Source organism: Pseudoalteromonas sp. NJ631 (assembly GCF_000276645.1).
Lineage (GTDB): Bacteria > Pseudomonadota > Gammaproteobacteria > Enterobacterales > Alteromonadaceae > Pseudoalteromonas > Pseudoalteromonas piscicida.
Genome location: NZ_AKXJ01000006.1, coordinates 134,282 through 151,904 on the forward strand (window position 1 = coordinate 134,282; position 17,623 = coordinate 151,904).

A 17,623-nucleotide genomic window follows, 5' to 3' on the forward strand; every position below is an offset into this window, starting at 1 on the left:
GAGTTTCCCCCGTGCCAAACAAACATATTTTAATCGTCGAAGATGAACCAAAACTTGCCGATATTTTAAGTAAGTATTTGGCTCAAGCCGAGTATACCAGCCATTGTGTTCATGATGGCGCTTTGGCTGAAGAGGCTTTTAAACAACAGCAACCCGCCCTTATCCTACTCGACCTCATGCTGCCTAATCTTGACGGTATCGAAATTTGCAAGCGGATCAGAGCTTATTCAAACGTGCCAATTGTCATGATCACCGCCAAAGTAGAAGAAATCGACCGTCTCCTTGGTCTTGAAGTGGGTGCTGATGATTATGTGTGTAAACCCTATAGTCCAAAAGAAGTCGTCGCAAGGGTGAAGGCGATTTTAAGACGCGTGACGCTAAACGAGCGTGGCACAGTGTCAGAAACAGAGAGCAAACTTAAACTGGACGAAGAGAGCTTGTTTGTCTCTTTCCTCGACGCGAGAGCGACGCTCACTTATGTCGAGTTTATGCTATTAAAAGCGATGTACGGTCACCCATGCCGAATTTATAGCCGCGACTTATTGATGGATCACATCTATGATGATAGCCACATTGTTAGTGACAGAACCATAGATAGCCATATCAAAAATATTCGTAAAAAGCTGCAAAGCATCGCGCCTAAATACGACTTTATCCACTCCATTTACGGAGCGGGATATAAGTTTGAAGCCCAGGAACGTAATGCCTAGTCCTTAGCCCATAAGGGAAGTTGGGTTATGCGTTAATCCAACTTCCCTTAAGGCATATCTCACCGCTACACCCCGCCCCCTTTTATTGGTAAACTCAAAAAATAGCTAATAATTATAAAAAGGAATGGGCATGAAAAGGCTTGCTTTGGCAGTCATAATCACATTAACAGGCTGCAGTAATAGTAATGTTGTAGAGCGAATAAAATCTGAGTCTTCCGTGGTAAAACATAGCTCTGTAGAAGGGTATGAAGATAGATATTCCAACATCTACAATAAGTTTAAAGATTATCCCGTGACTTGCGAAGAAAACTGCTATCCAGTCACCCAACAAATTCAATGTCAGTCCGAAATGCAAGATTGCACTTACGTTGGCAACAACCCCACTCTCTCGCTCAATACTGGTTTTGCTATCCAATGGCTCGGACATGCGAGTTTTAAAGTCAACACCAAAGATGGGCAACAGTTTTTGTTTGACCCGGTCACGGCTCAATTTGACTGGCCTGTAAACTGGGCATTTCGCCTCTCAGAAGGGTTTAATCGCAAGCAACCTGCACAGCTCAGTCAAACCGAGTTACAGCAAACCAATGCTGTAATGTACTCCCACATTCATTACGATCATTTTAACAAGAGCGATATCGAAGCGATTGGTACTGGACCAAATTACCTCACCCCACTTGGATTTGCTGAGCACTTTCCTGAAGATGGATACAAAGTTTCTGAAATGGAGTGGTATTCAAGTAAACAACTTGGTGAAGTAACCGCACACTTTGTGCCTGCAAATCACTTTAGCAGCCGTATTTGGGTGCCGTTTTTATACGAAGATCATGGCGCTGCACTATGGGGTGGCTGGATATTAGAACACCAAGGTAACACCCTGTTTTTTGCAGGAGATACGGGATATTCACCGCACTTTAAAGACATTCAAGAAAAATACGGTGATATTGATGTTTGCCTACTTCCAATTGCCTCTTACTATAGCGAAGAACATCCTGATTGGTATCGTAAAGTACACACCACACCAGAAGATGCACTAACTGCCGCAAAAGAGCTCGGCTGTAAGGTCATGGTGCCGTGGGGCTATGGCAATGCTAGTTGGAAAATGGGAGATAAAACCTCACATTCAGCACTGTTCCGCCTACTGCATATGCAACAAGTGCTGAAAACCCAAACGCCATTGTATATTTTAAATGAAGGTGAAAAAGTAACTTGGTGAGTTTATCGAGGCTCATGTAAAAGAAACATTGATAGATAGCTCTCCGCGACCAATGCCGCATTAAAAAGGAAGCCCTAAGTCCATTAAGGCTTCCTATATGTGTACTAAGATGGCGTACTAGAAATCAGCCTTTGATAACAAATATGACCAATCGCGCCCCAAAGTGCATTCGTAGTTTCTTCATTACTTGAATTTACCCCGAGTGGCGAGACTACTTGCCATTCACCACGCTCAAAATCAGATTCCCAAAGGTTTCTATAGCCGCGATCATAATCAGTATGGCGAACCGGGTACTCATTAGGATCACAATTCCCAAGATCAATCACGCGAGAAGCTTTACCATCAGGGCCCGTTGTAATGTCATAATTAACAGCAGCTCCCCTTCCTTGGCGCCAATTTTTAACTAACCTAAGCCGAACTGTTGCCCCGGCTACAGGCGCTCCTGTCGAATCTTCTAACTCTGCTGACCAAGTAATTTTATTATAGGCCTGTACAGTAAGATATGGATTGTCGTATGCGGAGCCGGGAATACGAATCACGTTATCTTCTCCTGAAACGGTACGCTTTCGGATAGAAGCCACTGATCCAGCCTGCAAATTATAGGTATTGCTTGGATTTGTTGCGACATTTGGGTTAGCCCTAACTCTAAAATTAACGACTTGATTTACCTGTAGTCCAGTTAAAGAAATGTACTGGTTATTATCTAACAAAACCCACCCGTTGTTGTATACCTCAAAAATATATTCATTACTTGCGGTACTTTGTAGTGACAGAAAAAGATCTTGCCCCCGTACTGCAGAATACTGAAAATAATCAATGTCATTGACAGCATCCATATTAGCGACCAAGCTTGTTTGCTGATCTGGCAAAACAGTTGCCGATGCAACCGTATCATTGAACTCATACTCGTCTAGATTAGTCGCTACTGCTGCACCAAAACTGAAAGGCGACCCATCGGACTCAATCACCTCCATATACCAGTAATAATGTCCGGGCTCGGTAAGCGCAACAACTACTTCATCTTGATTCCCTGCATTAGCAGAGCTGCCAATTGTGGTGTAAGTATCATCACTATTGTGACGCAAAATAGATAAATTGACATCGGTCAGTGCATTTTGATCAACCAACAAAGCGGTTGTTTTGCTACGTTCAGTAATTTCAAAGTGATAACAATTCGCATCACCTGATTGCGAGTTATTAATCGTATACAGATTTCCCGTAGATAAAGTTGGGCAAACAGGAGTAATATCTAGAGCTGATTCAGCACTATTAAATGATATGTGTGAAACTCCCTTGCTTGACTTTTCTATTAAGTTTCGGTCTTTCATAGCCTTGACTGCACCAAAGTGACTCACTACTCCTGATGGGGTCAATTTATGTTCTAGTGCGTGGCTAGAGCAGGTTGTTGATACTGCTACTAATACAACTGATAAGTGTGAAATTTTCATCTAATCCTCCTTTTAACGTATGAAATTTCCCCACCAACACTAGTATTGATAACACCAATTATCAACATAATTAACAAAATAAAAACATCAATCATTAAAGGTTTTATTTTTAGTGATTTTCTAAAGATGAGAATTGATTAGCAGAACCTATTAAACATTGAGATCAATAACCTATAAACCCATTTCAGCTTTTATACACTTATCTATGTTATAATTACAAAGTGTTAATTCAAGGAGGCACCATACCCGAGTGAGCAGAGCCAAACTAAGTCAAGACGAAAGCTTATCTTTTAAAATCAACTATCAACTCCTTCCCAAAGAGACAAACCAACTCGACCTGTATTTTTCAATCCCAACCGATATGGGGATTAATACCAACACGTTGAACGAAGTAGACTACTTTAATGCCAATATAAAAAGCCACAGTGCATACTACTCGGAGCAGCTTCATCTCCCCTTGGTACGTAGCCGCTTTATCAGCCAAAGCAAAGGTCAAAAAACGGATTACCGTGTTAATCTAAACCTATTTTGCTACCAGATCCGCATTGCACTAGATGCCGATGTAAAGCAGACATTGAAGCTAAAAGAGGCCGATGAGTTTTATCCAGCGGCACAATTATTGGTGGAAGAAACCGAACGCCTATTGAAGAAGCTCAGGCGTTACACGCCGCCAGATAATAAGCTTAAGCCTTACTATCAAAACGCAGATAACTATCTCAGCTGGCATACTGAGCAAGCGTTTTTGAAACTCCTCTCCAGCGGGCCTAAGTCAAGCGACTTTAGTCATGAGCGAAGCTGTATTGTTGGTTTCTGTCAACGAGAAAGCCAATACCGCGAGGAGCAGAGCTACAACTCACAAGTCACGTTGGATGACCCAAATCGCATTACCAATAAAATGAAATTGCTTGAAAGGCTCATTGAATATGGCGTTGTTTTTAACAAACAAACCATTGACTTAAGTACCAATCTAAAGCGTTTAGTTCGCGGTGTGGTTACTGGTATTATCATGGCCTTCGTGATGTTTATTGTGCTCAACGCCCGCTCTAACTTTCAAGAAGTCACCGTCGCCCTCATCGCTTTGCTTGGGGTAATTTATGGCCTTAGAGAAACATTCAAAGAAGATTTAACCCAGTGGGCATGGCGTCATATTCAACGCGGCCGGCCAAAGTGGCGCAACAAGTTTAAAAACTCAGTGACGGACGCCATCGTTTGTACACAAACGATATGGCTGGAACACATTCGTAAAAAAGACCTACCAGAAGACGTTGATAAGCTGCTAAAGAAGCGTCGACAGCAAAATAAACAAGCTGCGCATCTACTGCATTTTTGCTGTAAAAACCAAGTGCATATCGACGAGTTTTTACCCGGTTACGAAGAAGTACAACAACGTATCACCTTTAACATGAGTTCGTTTGTACGCTATCTAAAAAAAGGCGCAGGAAAGCTTTATAGCCTTGAAGGGAAAAAGGTCTCTAAAAAGTCAGTTGAACGTCGCTATCAAATTAACTTGGTAATGCGGTTTAAATCTTCTCAGGGAATACAGTTAGAAAGATATAAACTCACCATGAATCGTTCTGAAATCGTCGCCATAGAGCTTATGGCGAGCGACTCCGTGTATATTGAAAACGACGTTTAAACACTGATATGGTTTTGCATAACCGCCGACAAAATGGATTGGAAGCAGGTTTATCCTGCACCCCAATCCTAAATCCTGTGATGCGGCTACTCAAAAGATATTAATGCGCTTTCTTTGGCCCGTAACGAACCATGTCTTTGCCGTTTTCATACACGTCTTGAGATACCCAACGACCCAACAACAATTGGTGTTTATCATCCAAAATCGCAATAAATGGTCTGCCATCGCTGTTGTTCGTTGCCAACGCCACACCGGCCACGTTTTGCAACCCTAAGCCACCGTTATCAATTAGCAATAAAAAAGCTTCCAGCTCGTCCAAAGTTTCAATGATATCTTTATCGTTGATCATCTCTTTACTCTCACTTACTCAGTATGCCGCGTAGAATACCAGTTCTGTTGAAATGATTGAACCTGACGCCCCAATTACATCCTATTCAAACTATGGCTTAATGCTTCCCACACACACTGTACGGCTTTACTGCGGCCTTGTTTACCTAAACACACTAAATGAATTGGTTGGCGGTCAGGATGTGCGTATTGAGTTAAAATAGGCACCAACTGACCTTGGTTTAATTCCTGTTGAACGTAGTAAGGGTCTCCCATCACAACCCCCTGCCCCAGCACCGCAAGTTGCACCATTGCACGCGCATCATCACAATACGCTACGGCATGAGGCTTGATGTTGAACACCTGACCGTTTTGATGGACAAATGGCCATTTGTCCATGGTGGTGCTTTTATTTTTAAATACCAGGCAACGATGACTCAATAAAGCATCGGGAGAGTCAGGCGTGCCGGCTACAGCCAAATACTCCGGACTGGCAAACCATGCAAAAGATTTTTCACCGATTTTCTTAGCAAGTAATGAAGAATCAGGTAAATGCCCTATTCGGATAGCAATATCTATCTGATTATCGATTAAATCAACAATATCGTCCGTCAGGTTCAGCTCGAAGCGTATATCAGGAAACTGTTTAGAAATATCATGTAGTTTAGCCAGCAAATAGCGCTCAGCCATTAATGTAGAACAGCTGATCTTTACCTTACCGCTTGGTGTTAAACGTTGCTGCTCACTTAACTGCTCAGTCTGGCTTAATACTTCCTGTAACTTTTCGGTACTTTTGAGTAATTGGCTGCCGCTTTGGGTCAGTGCCAATTTACGCGTACTGCGCTCTAATAAACGCACATTGAGCTGCTGCTCTAGCTGCGATATGCGCTTACTGACTGACGAGCGTGGTAACTGCACTTTATCGGCAGCGCCCTGAAAACTACCTATAGAGGCCACTAGCCTAAATAAATACAAATTTTCTAATTGCTTGTGTAATTCCATTTCATTGTTTCTCTAAGAGAACTTATCAATTCGTTTTTTATCATCTTATCAGCACGAATTGCAATCACTACAATGTCATTTATACCATCGTATAACGCATAAGGATTTACCATATCATTACCAACCATCTTGATCACTGGCGCAACCGCTGGAATTGGATTTGCAGCTGCCAAGCATTACCTCACCCAAGGCTGGAAAGTCATTTTTACGGGAAGAAACAAAGACAAAATTGCAACGGTCGAAAACCAACTGCTAGCATGCGCAAGCCATCCCTCACAAGTGCTAGGGCTGCTCTGTGACAGCAGCATTCCAGCCCACTTTGAAAGCTTACCAGAGGAGCTAAAAGCACAAGATATTAAGCTTGACGCGGTGATTTTAAATGCAGGTGTATTCTATCCAAAACCTTTTGCTGACAATGAGCTAAGCGATTTAAATACGACCATGCTTATTAACTTCACAGGCCCTGCAATGCTACTACAACGCTTGTTACCTGTAATGAATAATCCATGTAGTGTTGTTTATGTATCAAGTATTGCGGTACAGCGTGCTTTTGCAGGAGCGGCAAGTTATGCCGCTAGCAAAGCCGCATTTGAGGCGCTTGCAGCGACGCTCAATTTAGAATGGAGTGATCGTGGAGTACGTATTAACCACCTGCGTCCTGGGGTGACTCATACTGAAATCCAAAATAAAGCAGGAATGAGCGAGCAACAAATAGCCGAGCTAAATGCAGGGTTGTCGTCGATTCCATTAGGGCGCATGTTACAAGCAACAGAAATGCTAGCAAGCTTAGACTTTTTAACTGGCGAAGGGTCAACAGCAATGCGCGGTACGCACATCACTGTTGACGGTGGTTACTGCTTGTAAAAATGTGGGGTCAGTCCGCCGTTGGTTTTACCTCTCTGGGCTGATCCTGCATTTTTTGAAACAGCCAACCAATTCCCACTAGGCATAAGCCTAAACCGATAAAAGACAACGCGCGCAGCAAGCCTTCAAGATTTGCCATGTCGACCACAAAGGCTTTTAAAATAACAATGGCTAGCCCTGCAAAACCGGCGTTAATCAGCACTTTATGCTCTATCCGCTTGGCAACAAAAATCAATACGGTTGAAATCAATAGCCAAACAATTGAATAGGTATATAACTCGGGTTGTTCCATCGGCATCGACAGCACAAGGAAACCCTCATGAAATAACGCCCGAATTTCACCGTTGATAAATAAGATCCCTAGCAAGGCTATCAGGCCGTATACCAAACGCTTAAATTGCGGTGGCATTAACTTAAACTGGAGCATGACAGCAAATACGCATGCTGGTATCAACCACTGCAAAAGTAGCCAATTAATCACACCGCCTCCAATATATTGCCTATCCAAAAACGGATTATTGGCAAACGAAATATCAAAGTGGAGCGACGCGCTTCCAAGTAATAGCAAGCTCGCGGCAAGCGGATAAAGTCTGTTGCCCTTGTCGCTGAGCTGCCCTCGCCACAGATATACAGCGCCAAGCACTAGCCAATTCAAAGCTAGCAACACGGATTCTTGGAAACTGAGGTTAGTAAAATCAGGGTAGTCACCAATCAAGAGATAACTTGTTTCGGTGGTGACCAGAAGCGCCACAATATGCATTGCGACACCCATAAACCAAGTGTTCAGGCTCTTTGAAGGGTTGTATTTGGTAGCAAACCAAATAATGCCCAGCACCAGCGGATAGACAACAAGTGTCCAATGTATAGTTAAAATCGTTTCGTGCTTGTAATCTGCAAGCCAAGGCGCAAAAGTAAGACGGGTAACAACAGCAATAAGTGCAGCTTTATACAACCAATCAGGTAAACGCACTTTGTACTTCCAGCTCAAATAACTCATAGACGCTACTTGTGCCGCAATCGCTAAAGTCAACGAGCTTGCCGAGAGTAACATCGTAAAACACAAACTCAGCATAGCGTTCGCCAAAATAAGGTAAGTGACCTGTTGAATATTTGTATCCGTTTTCATCGCACAATACGAGGCGAAAAGCCCGATGACCAACATTTCAATCGCCCATACAGGATACAAAATTGCTTCTGTGACTTTAGGAGAAATAGCGTAGCTTACACCGTAAAGCGCAAGTGGAGCCACGTTCAACAGCATCAAATAAGCGAGTCTTGATGGATATCGCTTAATCATCATCATGCTAAATAACATCGTGATGACCACTGCCACTTGAATAAACAAATACTTACCGATGAAAGGAAAAAGTACGTCGTCGTAAGTGCCCACTTTGGGCATCAAGTAGAATGAGAGAAGTACAAACAATAGCAAATAAAATGGCCAACTATCCAATGCACTATGTCTATAAGCCGCACACAAAACAACGCCAGCAAATAAGACATTAGCCCAAATAAGCGTATCGATTTGGGTTTTTATTATTAGCGCACATGCGATAAATAACAGTGGGAGTATAATCCCCAATTGCTCTTTTCTTGGCATTAATAGATCTTTGATAGGCAAAGGACTTATCATTGAATTCGTCAGTCGCCAACCCAGTACGTCTACCAACACATATAAGTACATAGAGATAAGCGCAAAAATCAGCAGCACCCAAAAGTCGCCGCTTCCACCAACCGCAACCGCGGTGCAAAACCATAAGAAATGACCAACAAAACTTTGCCACCACAACCATTTGCGCTTCACATAATCCGCAACCCATATCGCAGAGAGTGAAACAAAGCTGATATACAGCAGTAACGCACCGATATTATTAGAACCCGTCGATACCAAGGCAGGCACGACATACGCACCAACAATGCCAATACCTGCGAGCACTGGGCCAAATCTCAGTGCCAAAGAGGTCGCAGCCAATGAAATAATGGCGAGTAAAACAAAGGCCATATTAGCCGGTATAAAATGATAGAAATCAAAAGCAACCAATGTCATGGCAAAGCATGTGATCACGCCACCACTGGCAAGCGCTGCAGAAATGTATGGAGTATTAATTTTTAGCTTTTCTTTGTAGCGACTTACGACTTCAGCGGCAGTAACCAAACTGATTCCAAAAAGGGCCCCCAGTATCACTCGCACACTTGGGGGAAGAAGCCCGGCTTCAATAGAGTACTTAGCTAGAAAAACGCCGCCAAGAGCTAGTACTACGGCACCTATCCAAAAAAGTCCATTCCCTTTTAATAAGGAATCTAAAGTAAAGTCAAATTCAAAGGCAGGTTTATTCTTACTAGGCTTAGCTCTTGCGATAGTGACCGTACTTTCAGGCTGCTGAGGTTGTGTATGATTGGCTGTTGCCGTGGACTCGCCCAATGCAGTCTGTGCTGTTAATGATGTGCTATCAGCTGTTTCGCCATTCTTTTGTCCACACTCAGAAAGCATATTCTCTGAATGTGTTTGATCTGAGCATTCACGACCTTCAAGTGTCGAGATCCGGCGACTTTGCTGCTCTATCGTATTTTGTAACTGATGTACTTTTTTGACAAGTTGCTTGAGCCTTTGTCTATCTTGTAGAGCGAAAACAGCGCCAATAAATACAAAAAGATAAAAAATAAAAGAGATAAACTCCGTTTCCATACGATTCCTTATTTGTTTGCTAGGCCCTAGCTAACCTGTATTAGAAACAGTATGAGATCAACCACACCAATAAATCAATCTCTCATCATGGGAGCCATAACTTTAGCAAGCCGCATAGAAGTATGATGACTTGAAATTTTCTAACATTGGCCAAAAATGCACATGAGCCCCGTTGCCATATTACCTCCTTGTAAATACACTAAAAAATTATATTTTAGGGACGTTGTTCTAAGGCTTTTTCTATGCGTTTTTTATCACTTTTACTCGTTGTTGCGGTTTCTGGCTGTAGCTATACTCAGCCAAACTTAAACCCAAAACAATGGCGTTTTGCGACCGATCCGCATGGCAGCCAAGCAATTCTGAACGGCCCGCTTGTTAATGAAGAGCAAGTTGCAATTCAGTTTAAACGCGTACCTCGAGTCGACAAACAAAACAACTCTTGGGTAGAACTTATTTACGACTTGCCCACAAAACAGCTCCCCTCTCAATTCAACATCGCACTGACGTATAAAAGTGATAACGCTTTAATCGTTAAGTTATCGCAACAGGAGTATGGCGGCTCAGGTGATAAAAGCTATGCGCACTACCAAACTAAATTACCAGCATCAAACACTTGGCAAACAATCAACGTAGCTCTGAATGATTTTGCCAGACCCAATTGGACACCAGCTTGGTCAAAAGACAAAGGGGTCATACTCAAGCATGTTTCAGCACTTTACTTCGTACCAGATTTAACGGATGTGGAAGGTGGTGAAGCAAGCCTTGCAATAAAGAGTCTTCAAATTGAGTAATTTACTGATTAAAAATGATGTACACGAGATGTGAGATATTGCGGCTTTTCGCAAAGGCAAAATATAGCCAGCACAGATAACGGTTAAATTAATAGCGCTGGCTAATCAGGGAGTAATTAAGCGTTAAAATTACGCACCTAATGCCGTTAGCTTTTCTTTTAATTCTTCTTTATTGATTAGACCCATTTCGTGCTGCTTTTTGGTTTTACGAATTTCATCGAAATTGTCTAGTTTCAAACGCGCTTTAGCCAGCTTAGTATCAAACTCGTCTTGTGAGATAACATCAAGCTTTAGTGCTTTTTCTAGCTTCTCCTTTTCACCATCGAACTCTTTTTGGAAAACCGCTTTTTCCTGAATAACAATCTGATCTTTTAGTTGCTTCTCAATAGCGATAACTTCCGCTTCTAAATCATCTTTACGCTTAATTAACGGGTCGATACGCTCGATAGTGTCTTGCAATACAGCTTCAAGGTTTGCACCATCGTTTTTGATTAGGTTTTCAATGTATTTGCGGCCAATATCTTGGTATGCAATATTAAGTTGACCATCGATTGACGCGATATCTGATTTCAAACCAGCAAGCTTTGCATTGTCTTTTGTTGAAGACACAATATCACCGCTTAGTTTACTGGTAGATTCGCCAATACTACTACCAATAGATTGCGCTTGAGTTTTGAATTTATTTAATAGACTCATGGTTATTTTTCCTTAAATAGATTGAGATTTTCAATTTATGTAATATCTAATACGGCAGACAAACCGACAAAATATATTTCAGATTAATTAAGTAATAATTATTAAGCCCAGAGTATCTTGACTTAACTTTAAGAGACTCGTTTCTTGCGCTTCGACATGATGCGTTTAGTGCCACTCCACGCCATCCAACAGCCGAATAACACAGCTCCCACGACCAAAGAGTAAATAGCAAAAGAGGCAACTTTAATAATAAAAATGACGAGCAAGGTGATAAATAGAACAACAAACAACAAAAGCTTTGGTGATTTAGCCAGTTGCTTGGCAATAAAAGAAGGCAAAAACGCACTTAATATGCGCTCCAATCTTTGAGCATTCATAACACTATAATCCTTGTGTTTAAGTGAGATTATTTTAAGACGGGCGATAGGTTATCAGCTTTATTTCTACCTGCCAAATTAATTATAGGTTAATTATCAAACTGAACAATCCCAACCTACAAACCAGTTATTAAGTGTAATTTACAGCAGAAATGAAAATTAAAACCATTACTTACAAAAAGTTATCACTTAAAAAAATGTTGCACTTTGAAATTTTAATACCTTTTTTATCAACAATTGAAACTAGCCAATTGTTAGTACCCAAAACAATACTGTTTTATTTGAGTAAATCTCGATAGTGCCTTCCAGATTTAGGTCAACACTTATCCAAGATTCTGCATGGCTTCACCCAAATGCTGGATCGAAACCAACGTCTCCACTAGGGATACTTTCACACCAGCTGTTAATCATAAAATATTCTGCAGGTATCCCTGAAGCCGTAAGCCTTGGGGAGTGGTTAAACCCAAAGCGTGAGTAATACGCAGGCTCACCAATCAGCACATAAAAGAAATCTTTTAGCAAAGAATTACTGTCGAGCCTGTAAGTTAGACACATCACTGCTAATAAGTAGATACAGCGACTATGAAAAGGGGGGGGAGTATGGATATTAATCATAAATAACCTGAGCTGCGGTTAAATAAATAATGTTGAAATATGATACAAGCTCAAATTCGTATCACATCGCACCATTGCTGCTCGTCCAACTTTTTTGATAGAGACATCGCCTCCATACATCCTCGGGTATGACTATTCGATCGTTAATTTTATGTAAGGCGTAAGTGCACCGACTTGATCCAAACAGCGGATTTGGGCAACAGGTTGCTTTGCTCTATCTGCAAAATTAACAACGCCACCGCGCTGACATTTTGCTTTGAAAGCTTGATAAGCCGATCCCCCATTTTTAAGCAGATCCACTCCATCTACAAACTGTATCTCCATGTCATGGTCAAATACTTTGCAGTTCTCTATCGGGTAGGTCTTGATATAGTCATCGTAATAGCTGAGGCTAATCCTGCTGCAATGAGTACGCATTAGTTCTATTATAATCTCTTTACCCCAATGTTGATGGTAAAAACTAGGGTAGTCCGTTGACACAGCCCCCTTTAGCACAGTGCCTTCAAACCAAGTCTCTATTTCGCTGAGGTTATCTTCCACTCTTTGATCGCTAAAACGTCCCAGCACCTTAGCAAGCCTATCATTACCGATTAAGCCATTTAGTACATTAAAGTAATCGCTTTGATTGTATGAGTAGGCCTTACTTTGTGCGAATAGATGTCGCCAGATATCAAAAAGTGACAGCGAGGGGTTTGTAGCTTGAACCTGATAATGACTAGCAAGCGCCATTACCGCGCCACAAGAATAATAGTTTTTGTATCGTTGCAACTTCGCTGATTCGTTAAGCGCCGTTTGCTCTTTGTTCAATAAACATTGATTGGCTGACTCTTCAAATTTTTGTAACCACTGTTTAGCGTCAATAAAACCAAACTCAAGCATCGCAAAGTTAGCAAAAGCATCGGCTCCCCCTTCGTGAAGCCAAGCATGTCCATGGTCTTCAACCGCATACATTTGACCATTCCAAAAATGAGCGGATTCATGGGCAAGAAAGTGGAAGAGCTGATTAAAACGCTCACTGTCTTTGTTTTGCCAACGTTTACCATTCACACTTAACTGCACCAGTCCAGCTAACGTTCCCCCTTCATAATTGGCAAAATCGTCAGCTAAGTGTGCATAATTAAAAAATACCACTGGCTTGAAGTTAAGTGGTTGATCAAGTTTTTTGGCGTAATAGTCAAATAGTTTGGGGAAATACGTTTGTGTGTTTTGCCACACCCACTTAGGTAGCGCTGGATCTACTACCGCTATCATGTTGTCATTCTCAATGGGAGTGATCGTGCCAAAGTAAATATAAGTTCCATCTCCGGCTAAATCCCAGCTTGCCTTATGCTTATATCGCTTGCCCGAGAAAACAATATCGGTCTTAGGGCTATAAAAATAAAACCGGGTCCCATCAAATATAGGCTCAGATTGCGCAGTTAACTTTTCACTAAGGCTAAGATGATTGGTGTAAAACAAAACGCTGCCATCACTGTATTGCACATTTTGGCTGTAGTCTTTTAGGATAAAACCATAAAACGAATCAAATGCAAGCGAGAAAGACGTAAACTTTTTACCATTCGCTGCGGTGATTGATAGTACTCCATCTTCTTGCTGCCACTTTAAGTCCGGTTGAGTTATTTGGTAGTGCTGCGTGCGGTCGAAGTTGCTTTGTCTTGCAAAGCTTACCCGCTCAACTGCTTTAGGCAATTTGTACTGTATCAACCATGAATCCGAGGCTTGCTGATAATGGACATGGATCTGCAGCTTATTTTCACTCTCAGATGCCAAAGTCGGCGTTGATAGCATTAGTAGCAACGAGAATAGCAAAGTAATTGTTAATGTTATTGTATTTTTCATGCAACTCGGATTGTATCTTTTTTAGGTGCAATAAAATTAACCTATTTATTGACTAAATACTAGTCGAGTACGGCTTTGCTCTACCCTGAGCTAATTTGCTCATCAAGTTGACTGTTTTTGTCCTAGCTATTGAATTTTCTTCATTCCTATACTGAAGAACATAATAATAACGACGAAAGGTTACTCAGCATGATTGCAGCAACTCAATCGCACAGAGTCAGTTCAACCAAAGGAATACCACGGCACACCTGGTCACTTCTGATAGCGACAGTATTATCAAACCATAGTTATGCCGAAGCGGAATCCACGCTTAGCTCTGAGCAAAGCAAAAAAATTGAGCGGATCAGCGTTACCGCAACGCGGCAAACCGAAAATCTACAAGATGTCGCGCTTGCGGTGACCGCCCTCTCCGCCTCAGAGCTTGAGAAGATGAACGTACAAGATCTCGGTGACTTGGCGTCTCACGTTCCGAACCTCAACCTGCACTTAGGTGATGCTTCCAACGCGGTCATTTATATTCGCGGAATTGGCCAAATTGACTCTATCTCGTTTAACGATCCCGGCGTTGGTGTGTATCTCGATGACGTATATCTTGGGCGCGTTCAAGGTGCCTTTTTAGATGTTGTCGACCCTGAGCAAATCGAGGTATTACGTGGTCCACAAGGCACCCTTTACGGTCGCAATACCATAGGTGGCGCGGTGCGTTTCAGTAGTGCCAAACCTTCGCAAGACAACGAAGGGTATGTCAGCGTGGCGCTTGGAAATTATAATGCTCGAACGGTAAAAGCTAGCGTCAACGGTGCATTGATTGAAGACACGCTCTCTGGACGTTTTGCGATTGCCAAAAGTAGCCGAGATGGTTTTAGTGAGAATCGCTATAACAATAGTGACGACCACGACAAAGATACCCTAGCATGGCGCGGCAGCTTACTTTATCAACCAAGTGAGAATTTTTCGGCCTATTTAGTCGTCGATGGCTCGAACGCATCTCCCTCAAGCTCACGCACTCCACATCGAGAAACGCCTATCTATTCGGTGATAAAAGAAGGCTATTATGCGCCTGAGGAAGACCCTTTTCTCGTTGACGTTAACTACAACGATTTAGAAGAGCTCGATACCTCGGGAGCGAGCTTAACACTTGAATATCTCACGGGGCACTCGGTATTTAAATCCATCACTGCTCGACGCGAAATGGAATACCGCACGCACTTAGACTTAGATGCCACTCCCGATGCATCATTTGGTATTTTTAACTTCGAAGATCAACAGCAGATAAGCCAAGAATTTCAATGGTTATACAAAGACGACGAGTTCTCCTTGGTGTCTGGGCTCTATTACTTTAATGAGGACGATCTGAGTTTTGGCGGCTCCGTAGCACCGGACTTTTTCGTTATGGTGGCGCCAGAGGTTTACCTACCTTGGCCTGTTATTAACGCAGGAGAACGCGATCAAGAAAATACCAGCTCAGCCCTCTACGCTAACCTCTCTTGGTCTTTGACTGAAAAGCTCGACGTCACGCTTGGCGCACGCTACACCATAGAGAAAAAAGAAGTCACATCCAAAGGTGAGGAATTTTTTGGCACCGGTGTAACAACAGCTGAGGAAATGGAGGCGGTATTCGGCACGGGGATTGGCTATAGCCCTACAGGCTACAGCGCATCCAAGGAGTGGAAAGAATTTACCCCAAAAGTGGTGTTCGATTACACCATCTCTGACGACAGCATGGTTTACCTGAGCGCTGGAAAAGGGTTTAAAAGTGGCGGTTTTAACGGCCGGATCACCTCATTTGCACAACCTTTTGAGCCTGAAACCTTGTGGAGCTATGAAATTGGCTCTAAGTCTTTATTGAATAATCAGAATATTCGCTTAAATACCGCGGCTTTTTTCAATGACTACAAAAACTTTCAGCTCAGCCGCTTTTCTATCGACCCCGACACCGGTGCGTTTTTATCACTGTTTGAAAATGCAGGTAAAGCCACTATTTACGGCGCAGAAATGGAGCTCGAAGCCGTGGCTTCCGATAACCTCACTCTGAACCTCAATCTGGGCTATTTAGGGGGCGGTTATGATGAGCTTATCGGCGACTTTGGTAAAGAAGTCAGTGATGAAAGAGAGCTGGTTAATTCACCCAAATGGAATGGCCGTGCAGGCTTTGAATACTTCTTTAGCGCCTTTACACAAGGCGAATTTTCAATACGTGCTAGTGCCGCCTATCGCAGTAAAACCTATCTCACCGTGAGCAGCTCTGAGGTGCTCGCACAGTCAGGCTACACCCTCTTTGATATGTCACTACACTACCGCTCCGCGGACGACAGTTGGGAAGCAAGTTTATACGGCAAAAACTTAGGCGATAAACGCTATCGCCAACACGGCTTCGATCTTAGCGCAGCACCTGGGGTTCAACTTGGTTATTACGGCGCGCCTAGAACGTACGGTATCAACCTTAAATATAAGTTTTAATTATGAAATTAGACAAACAAACACAAGCATTGTTAGACGACCTCGCGGCTCAAGCTGGCGACATTCATGACATCGAAATCTCCATTGAGACCTCACGACAAGGCGCAAGAGCGATGTTTTTGGGGCTCGCGGGAGAGATTGAAGCACAAGTAAGTCGCCAAGACCTACACATTGAACACAATGGTATTCACGTGGGCGTTCGCTGTTACCGCCCAGCGCAGTCTTTGGCAAGCCCCAGTCCCGCGGTGGTGTTTATCCACGGCGGCGGCTGGTCTTTAGGAGATGTCGACTGCTATGACGGACTGGTAAAAGACTTATGCCAGCAATCCGGTGTCGTTTTTTTCAGTGTCGAATACAGCCTCGCGCCCGAGCATAAGTTTCCATGCGCCCTGCAGCAAGTGCTCGCCGTAGTAGATTGGCTGCAAGAAAACCACCAGCAGTTGGAGCTAGACCCCACTAAGATTTCCCTGATGGGCGACAGTGCAGGTGGTAACTTAGCGCTTGTTGGAGCGCATAACTTACATCAACAACAACCAAACACCCTAAGTAACTTATACCTAGTTTACCCTGTGGTTGATTCCTTTTCTCCCCATGAAACCTATCCGTCACGCATGCAGTATGGCGATGGAAACTTGTTGCTAACCAGGGAGGCAATTAAAGACACCTGCGACTGGTATCTAGCACCCGAGCAAAGCGCGGCGGACGTCAATGTCTCGCCATTATTTATTGAAGACATGACGCATCTTCCTGCCACCAGTGTGTTGCTTGCCGGCTGCGACCCACTTTACGATGAGGGAATACTGCTCGCCAAAAAACTAAAGCAAGCGGGTGTGCTTAATACCCTGACTTGCTTTGAAAATACCATACATGCGTTTTTCTCCTTTGCCGTGCTCGACGTCTGCAAGCTCGCGCGCAGCAATATCGCCAATCAGTTAAAGCATGACTTGACCTAGGATAAG

General features: G+C 42.9%; 14 protein-coding genes. 7 read left to right on the forward strand and 7 right to left on the reverse strand.

Annotated elements, in window-relative coordinates; genetic code table 11:
* Positions 1-11 precede the first annotated feature (11 nt).
* Positions 12-710, forward strand: a complete 699-nt coding sequence (locus tag A587_RS0112360) for a response regulator (protein ID WP_017217860.1) — start codon at positions 12-14, stop codon at positions 708-710.
* 130 nt (positions 711-840) lie between these two features.
* Complete coding sequence (locus tag A587_RS0112365) at positions 841-1,923, forward strand: MBL fold metallo-hydrolase (RefSeq protein WP_017217861.1); 1,083 nt, start codon at positions 841-843, stop codon at positions 1,921-1,923.
* Positions 1,924-2,027: 104 nt separating this feature from the next.
* On the opposite strand, the gene A587_RS0112370 is transcribed toward A587_RS0112365, so the two are convergent.
* Complete coding sequence (locus tag A587_RS0112370; protein WP_017217862.1) at positions 2,028-3,371, reverse strand: hypothetical protein; 1,344 nt, start codon at positions 3,369-3,371, stop codon at positions 2,028-2,030.
* A 250-nt stretch (positions 3,372-3,621) separates the two neighbouring features.
* Here A587_RS0112370 and A587_RS0112375 point away from each other — a divergent pair, with 250 nt between their 5' ends.
* Complete coding sequence (locus A587_RS0112375; protein WP_017217863.1) at positions 3,622-5,007, forward strand: hypothetical protein; 1,386 nt, start codon at positions 3,622-3,624, stop codon at positions 5,005-5,007.
* A gap of 100 nt (positions 5,008-5,107) precedes the next feature.
* Here A587_RS0112375 and A587_RS0112380 read toward each other — a convergent pair whose 3' ends face one another.
* Complete coding sequence (locus A587_RS0112380) at positions 5,108-5,356, reverse strand: hypothetical protein (RefSeq protein ID WP_010370646.1); 249 nt, start codon at positions 5,354-5,356, stop codon at positions 5,108-5,110.
* 74 nt (positions 5,357-5,430) lie between these two features.
* Positions 5,431-6,336, reverse strand: a complete 906-nt coding sequence (locus A587_RS0112385) for a LysR family transcriptional regulator (protein ID WP_017217864.1) — start codon at positions 6,334-6,336, stop codon at positions 5,431-5,433.
* A 129-nt stretch (positions 6,337-6,465) separates the two neighbouring features.
* On the opposite strand from A587_RS0112385, the gene A587_RS0112390 reads away from it, so the two are divergent.
* Positions 6,466-7,200 (forward strand): SDR family oxidoreductase, encoded by a 735-nt coding sequence (locus tag A587_RS0112390; protein WP_017217865.1) that lies wholly within the window; start codon positions 6,466-6,468, stop codon positions 7,198-7,200.
* A 10-nt stretch (positions 7,201-7,210) separates the two neighbouring features.
* Here the strand turns inward: A587_RS0112390 and A587_RS0112395 are convergent, their stop codons facing one another.
* Entirely contained in the window at positions 7,211-9,886 is a 2,676-nt protein-coding gene (locus tag A587_RS0112395) for a DUF2339 domain-containing protein (protein ID WP_017217866.1), read from the reverse strand.
* Between the two features lie 242 nt (positions 9,887-10,128).
* Here A587_RS0112395 and A587_RS0112400 point away from each other — a divergent pair, with 242 nt between their 5' ends.
* Positions 10,129-10,677: a carbohydrate binding domain-containing protein gene (locus A587_RS0112400; protein WP_017217867.1), complete on the forward strand. Its 549-nt coding sequence runs from the start codon at positions 10,129-10,131 to the stop codon at positions 10,675-10,677.
* A gap of 129 nt (positions 10,678-10,806) precedes the next feature.
* Here the strand turns inward: A587_RS0112400 and A587_RS0112405 are convergent, their stop codons facing one another.
* The 3 genes from A587_RS0112405 to A587_RS0112415 all read right to left on the reverse strand — a co-directional run bounded on the left by A587_RS0112405 (position 10,807) and on the right by A587_RS0112415 (position 14,204).
* Entirely contained in the window at positions 10,807-11,373 is a 567-nt protein-coding gene (locus A587_RS0112405) for a hypothetical protein (protein WP_017217868.1), read from the reverse strand.
* 128 nt (positions 11,374-11,501) lie between these two features.
* Complete coding sequence (locus A587_RS0112410; protein WP_010370628.1) at positions 11,502-11,750, reverse strand: hypothetical protein; 249 nt, start codon at positions 11,748-11,750, stop codon at positions 11,502-11,504.
* Positions 11,751-12,497: 747 nt separating this feature from the next.
* A complete protein-coding gene (locus A587_RS0112415; RefSeq protein WP_017217869.1) occupies positions 12,498-14,204 on the reverse strand; it encodes a hypothetical protein in 1,707 nt (568 codons plus the stop codon).
* Between the two features lie 189 nt (positions 14,205-14,393).
* Here A587_RS0112415 and A587_RS0112420 point away from each other — a divergent pair, with 189 nt between their 5' ends.
* Together A587_RS0112420 and A587_RS0112425 are read left to right on the forward strand one after the other, a co-directional pair.
* The gene (locus A587_RS0112420; RefSeq protein ID WP_017217870.1) at positions 14,394-16,664 is read left to right on the forward strand and encodes a TonB-dependent receptor; all 2,271 of its coding nucleotides are present in this window, start codon (positions 14,394-14,396) and stop codon (positions 16,662-16,664) included.
* Positions 16,665-16,666: 2 nt separating this feature from the next.
* Positions 16,667-17,617, forward strand: a complete 951-nt coding sequence (locus A587_RS0112425; protein WP_017217871.1) for an alpha/beta hydrolase — start codon at positions 16,667-16,669, stop codon at positions 17,615-17,617.
* Positions 17,618-17,623: the final 6 nt, after the last annotated feature.

Bases quoted from the DNA above. Each gene is read 5' to 3' on its own strand.
- A587_RS0112365 (WP_017217861.1), top strand. From the start codon at position 841: ATGAAAAGGCTTGCTTTGGCAGTCATAATCACATTAACAGGCTGCAGT.
- A587_RS0112370 (WP_017217862.1), bottom strand. From the start codon at position 3,371: ATGAAAATTTCACACTTATCAGTTGTATTAGTAGCAGTATCAACAACC.
- A587_RS0112380 (WP_010370646.1), bottom strand. From the start codon at position 5,356: ATGATCAACGATAAAGATATCATTGAAACTTTGGACGAGCTGGAAGCT.
- A587_RS0112385 (WP_017217864.1), bottom strand. From the start codon at position 6,336: ATGGAATTACACAAGCAATTAGAAAATTTGTATTTATTTAGGCTAGTG.
- A587_RS0112395 (WP_017217866.1), bottom strand. From the start codon at position 9,886: ATGGAAACGGAGTTTATCTCTTTTATTTTTTATCTTTTTGTATTTATT.
- A587_RS0112400 (WP_017217867.1), top strand. From the start codon at position 10,129: ATGCGTTTTTTATCACTTTTACTCGTTGTTGCGGTTTCTGGCTGTAGC.
- A587_RS0112405 (WP_017217868.1), bottom strand. From the start codon at position 11,373: ATGAGTCTATTAAATAAATTCAAAACTCAAGCGCAATCTATTGGTAGT.
- A587_RS0112410 (WP_010370628.1), bottom strand. From the start codon at position 11,750: ATGAATGCTCAAAGATTGGAGCGCATATTAAGTGCGTTTTTGCCTTCT.
- A587_RS0112415 (WP_017217869.1), bottom strand. From the start codon at position 14,204: ATGAAAAATACAATAACATTAACAATTACTTTGCTATTCTCGTTGCTA.
- A587_RS0112420 (WP_017217870.1), top strand. From the start codon at position 14,394: ATGATTGCAGCAACTCAATCGCACAGAGTCAGTTCAACCAAAGGAATA.
- A587_RS0112425 (WP_017217871.1), top strand. From the start codon at position 16,667: ATGAAATTAGACAAACAAACACAAGCATTGTTAGACGACCTCGCGGCT.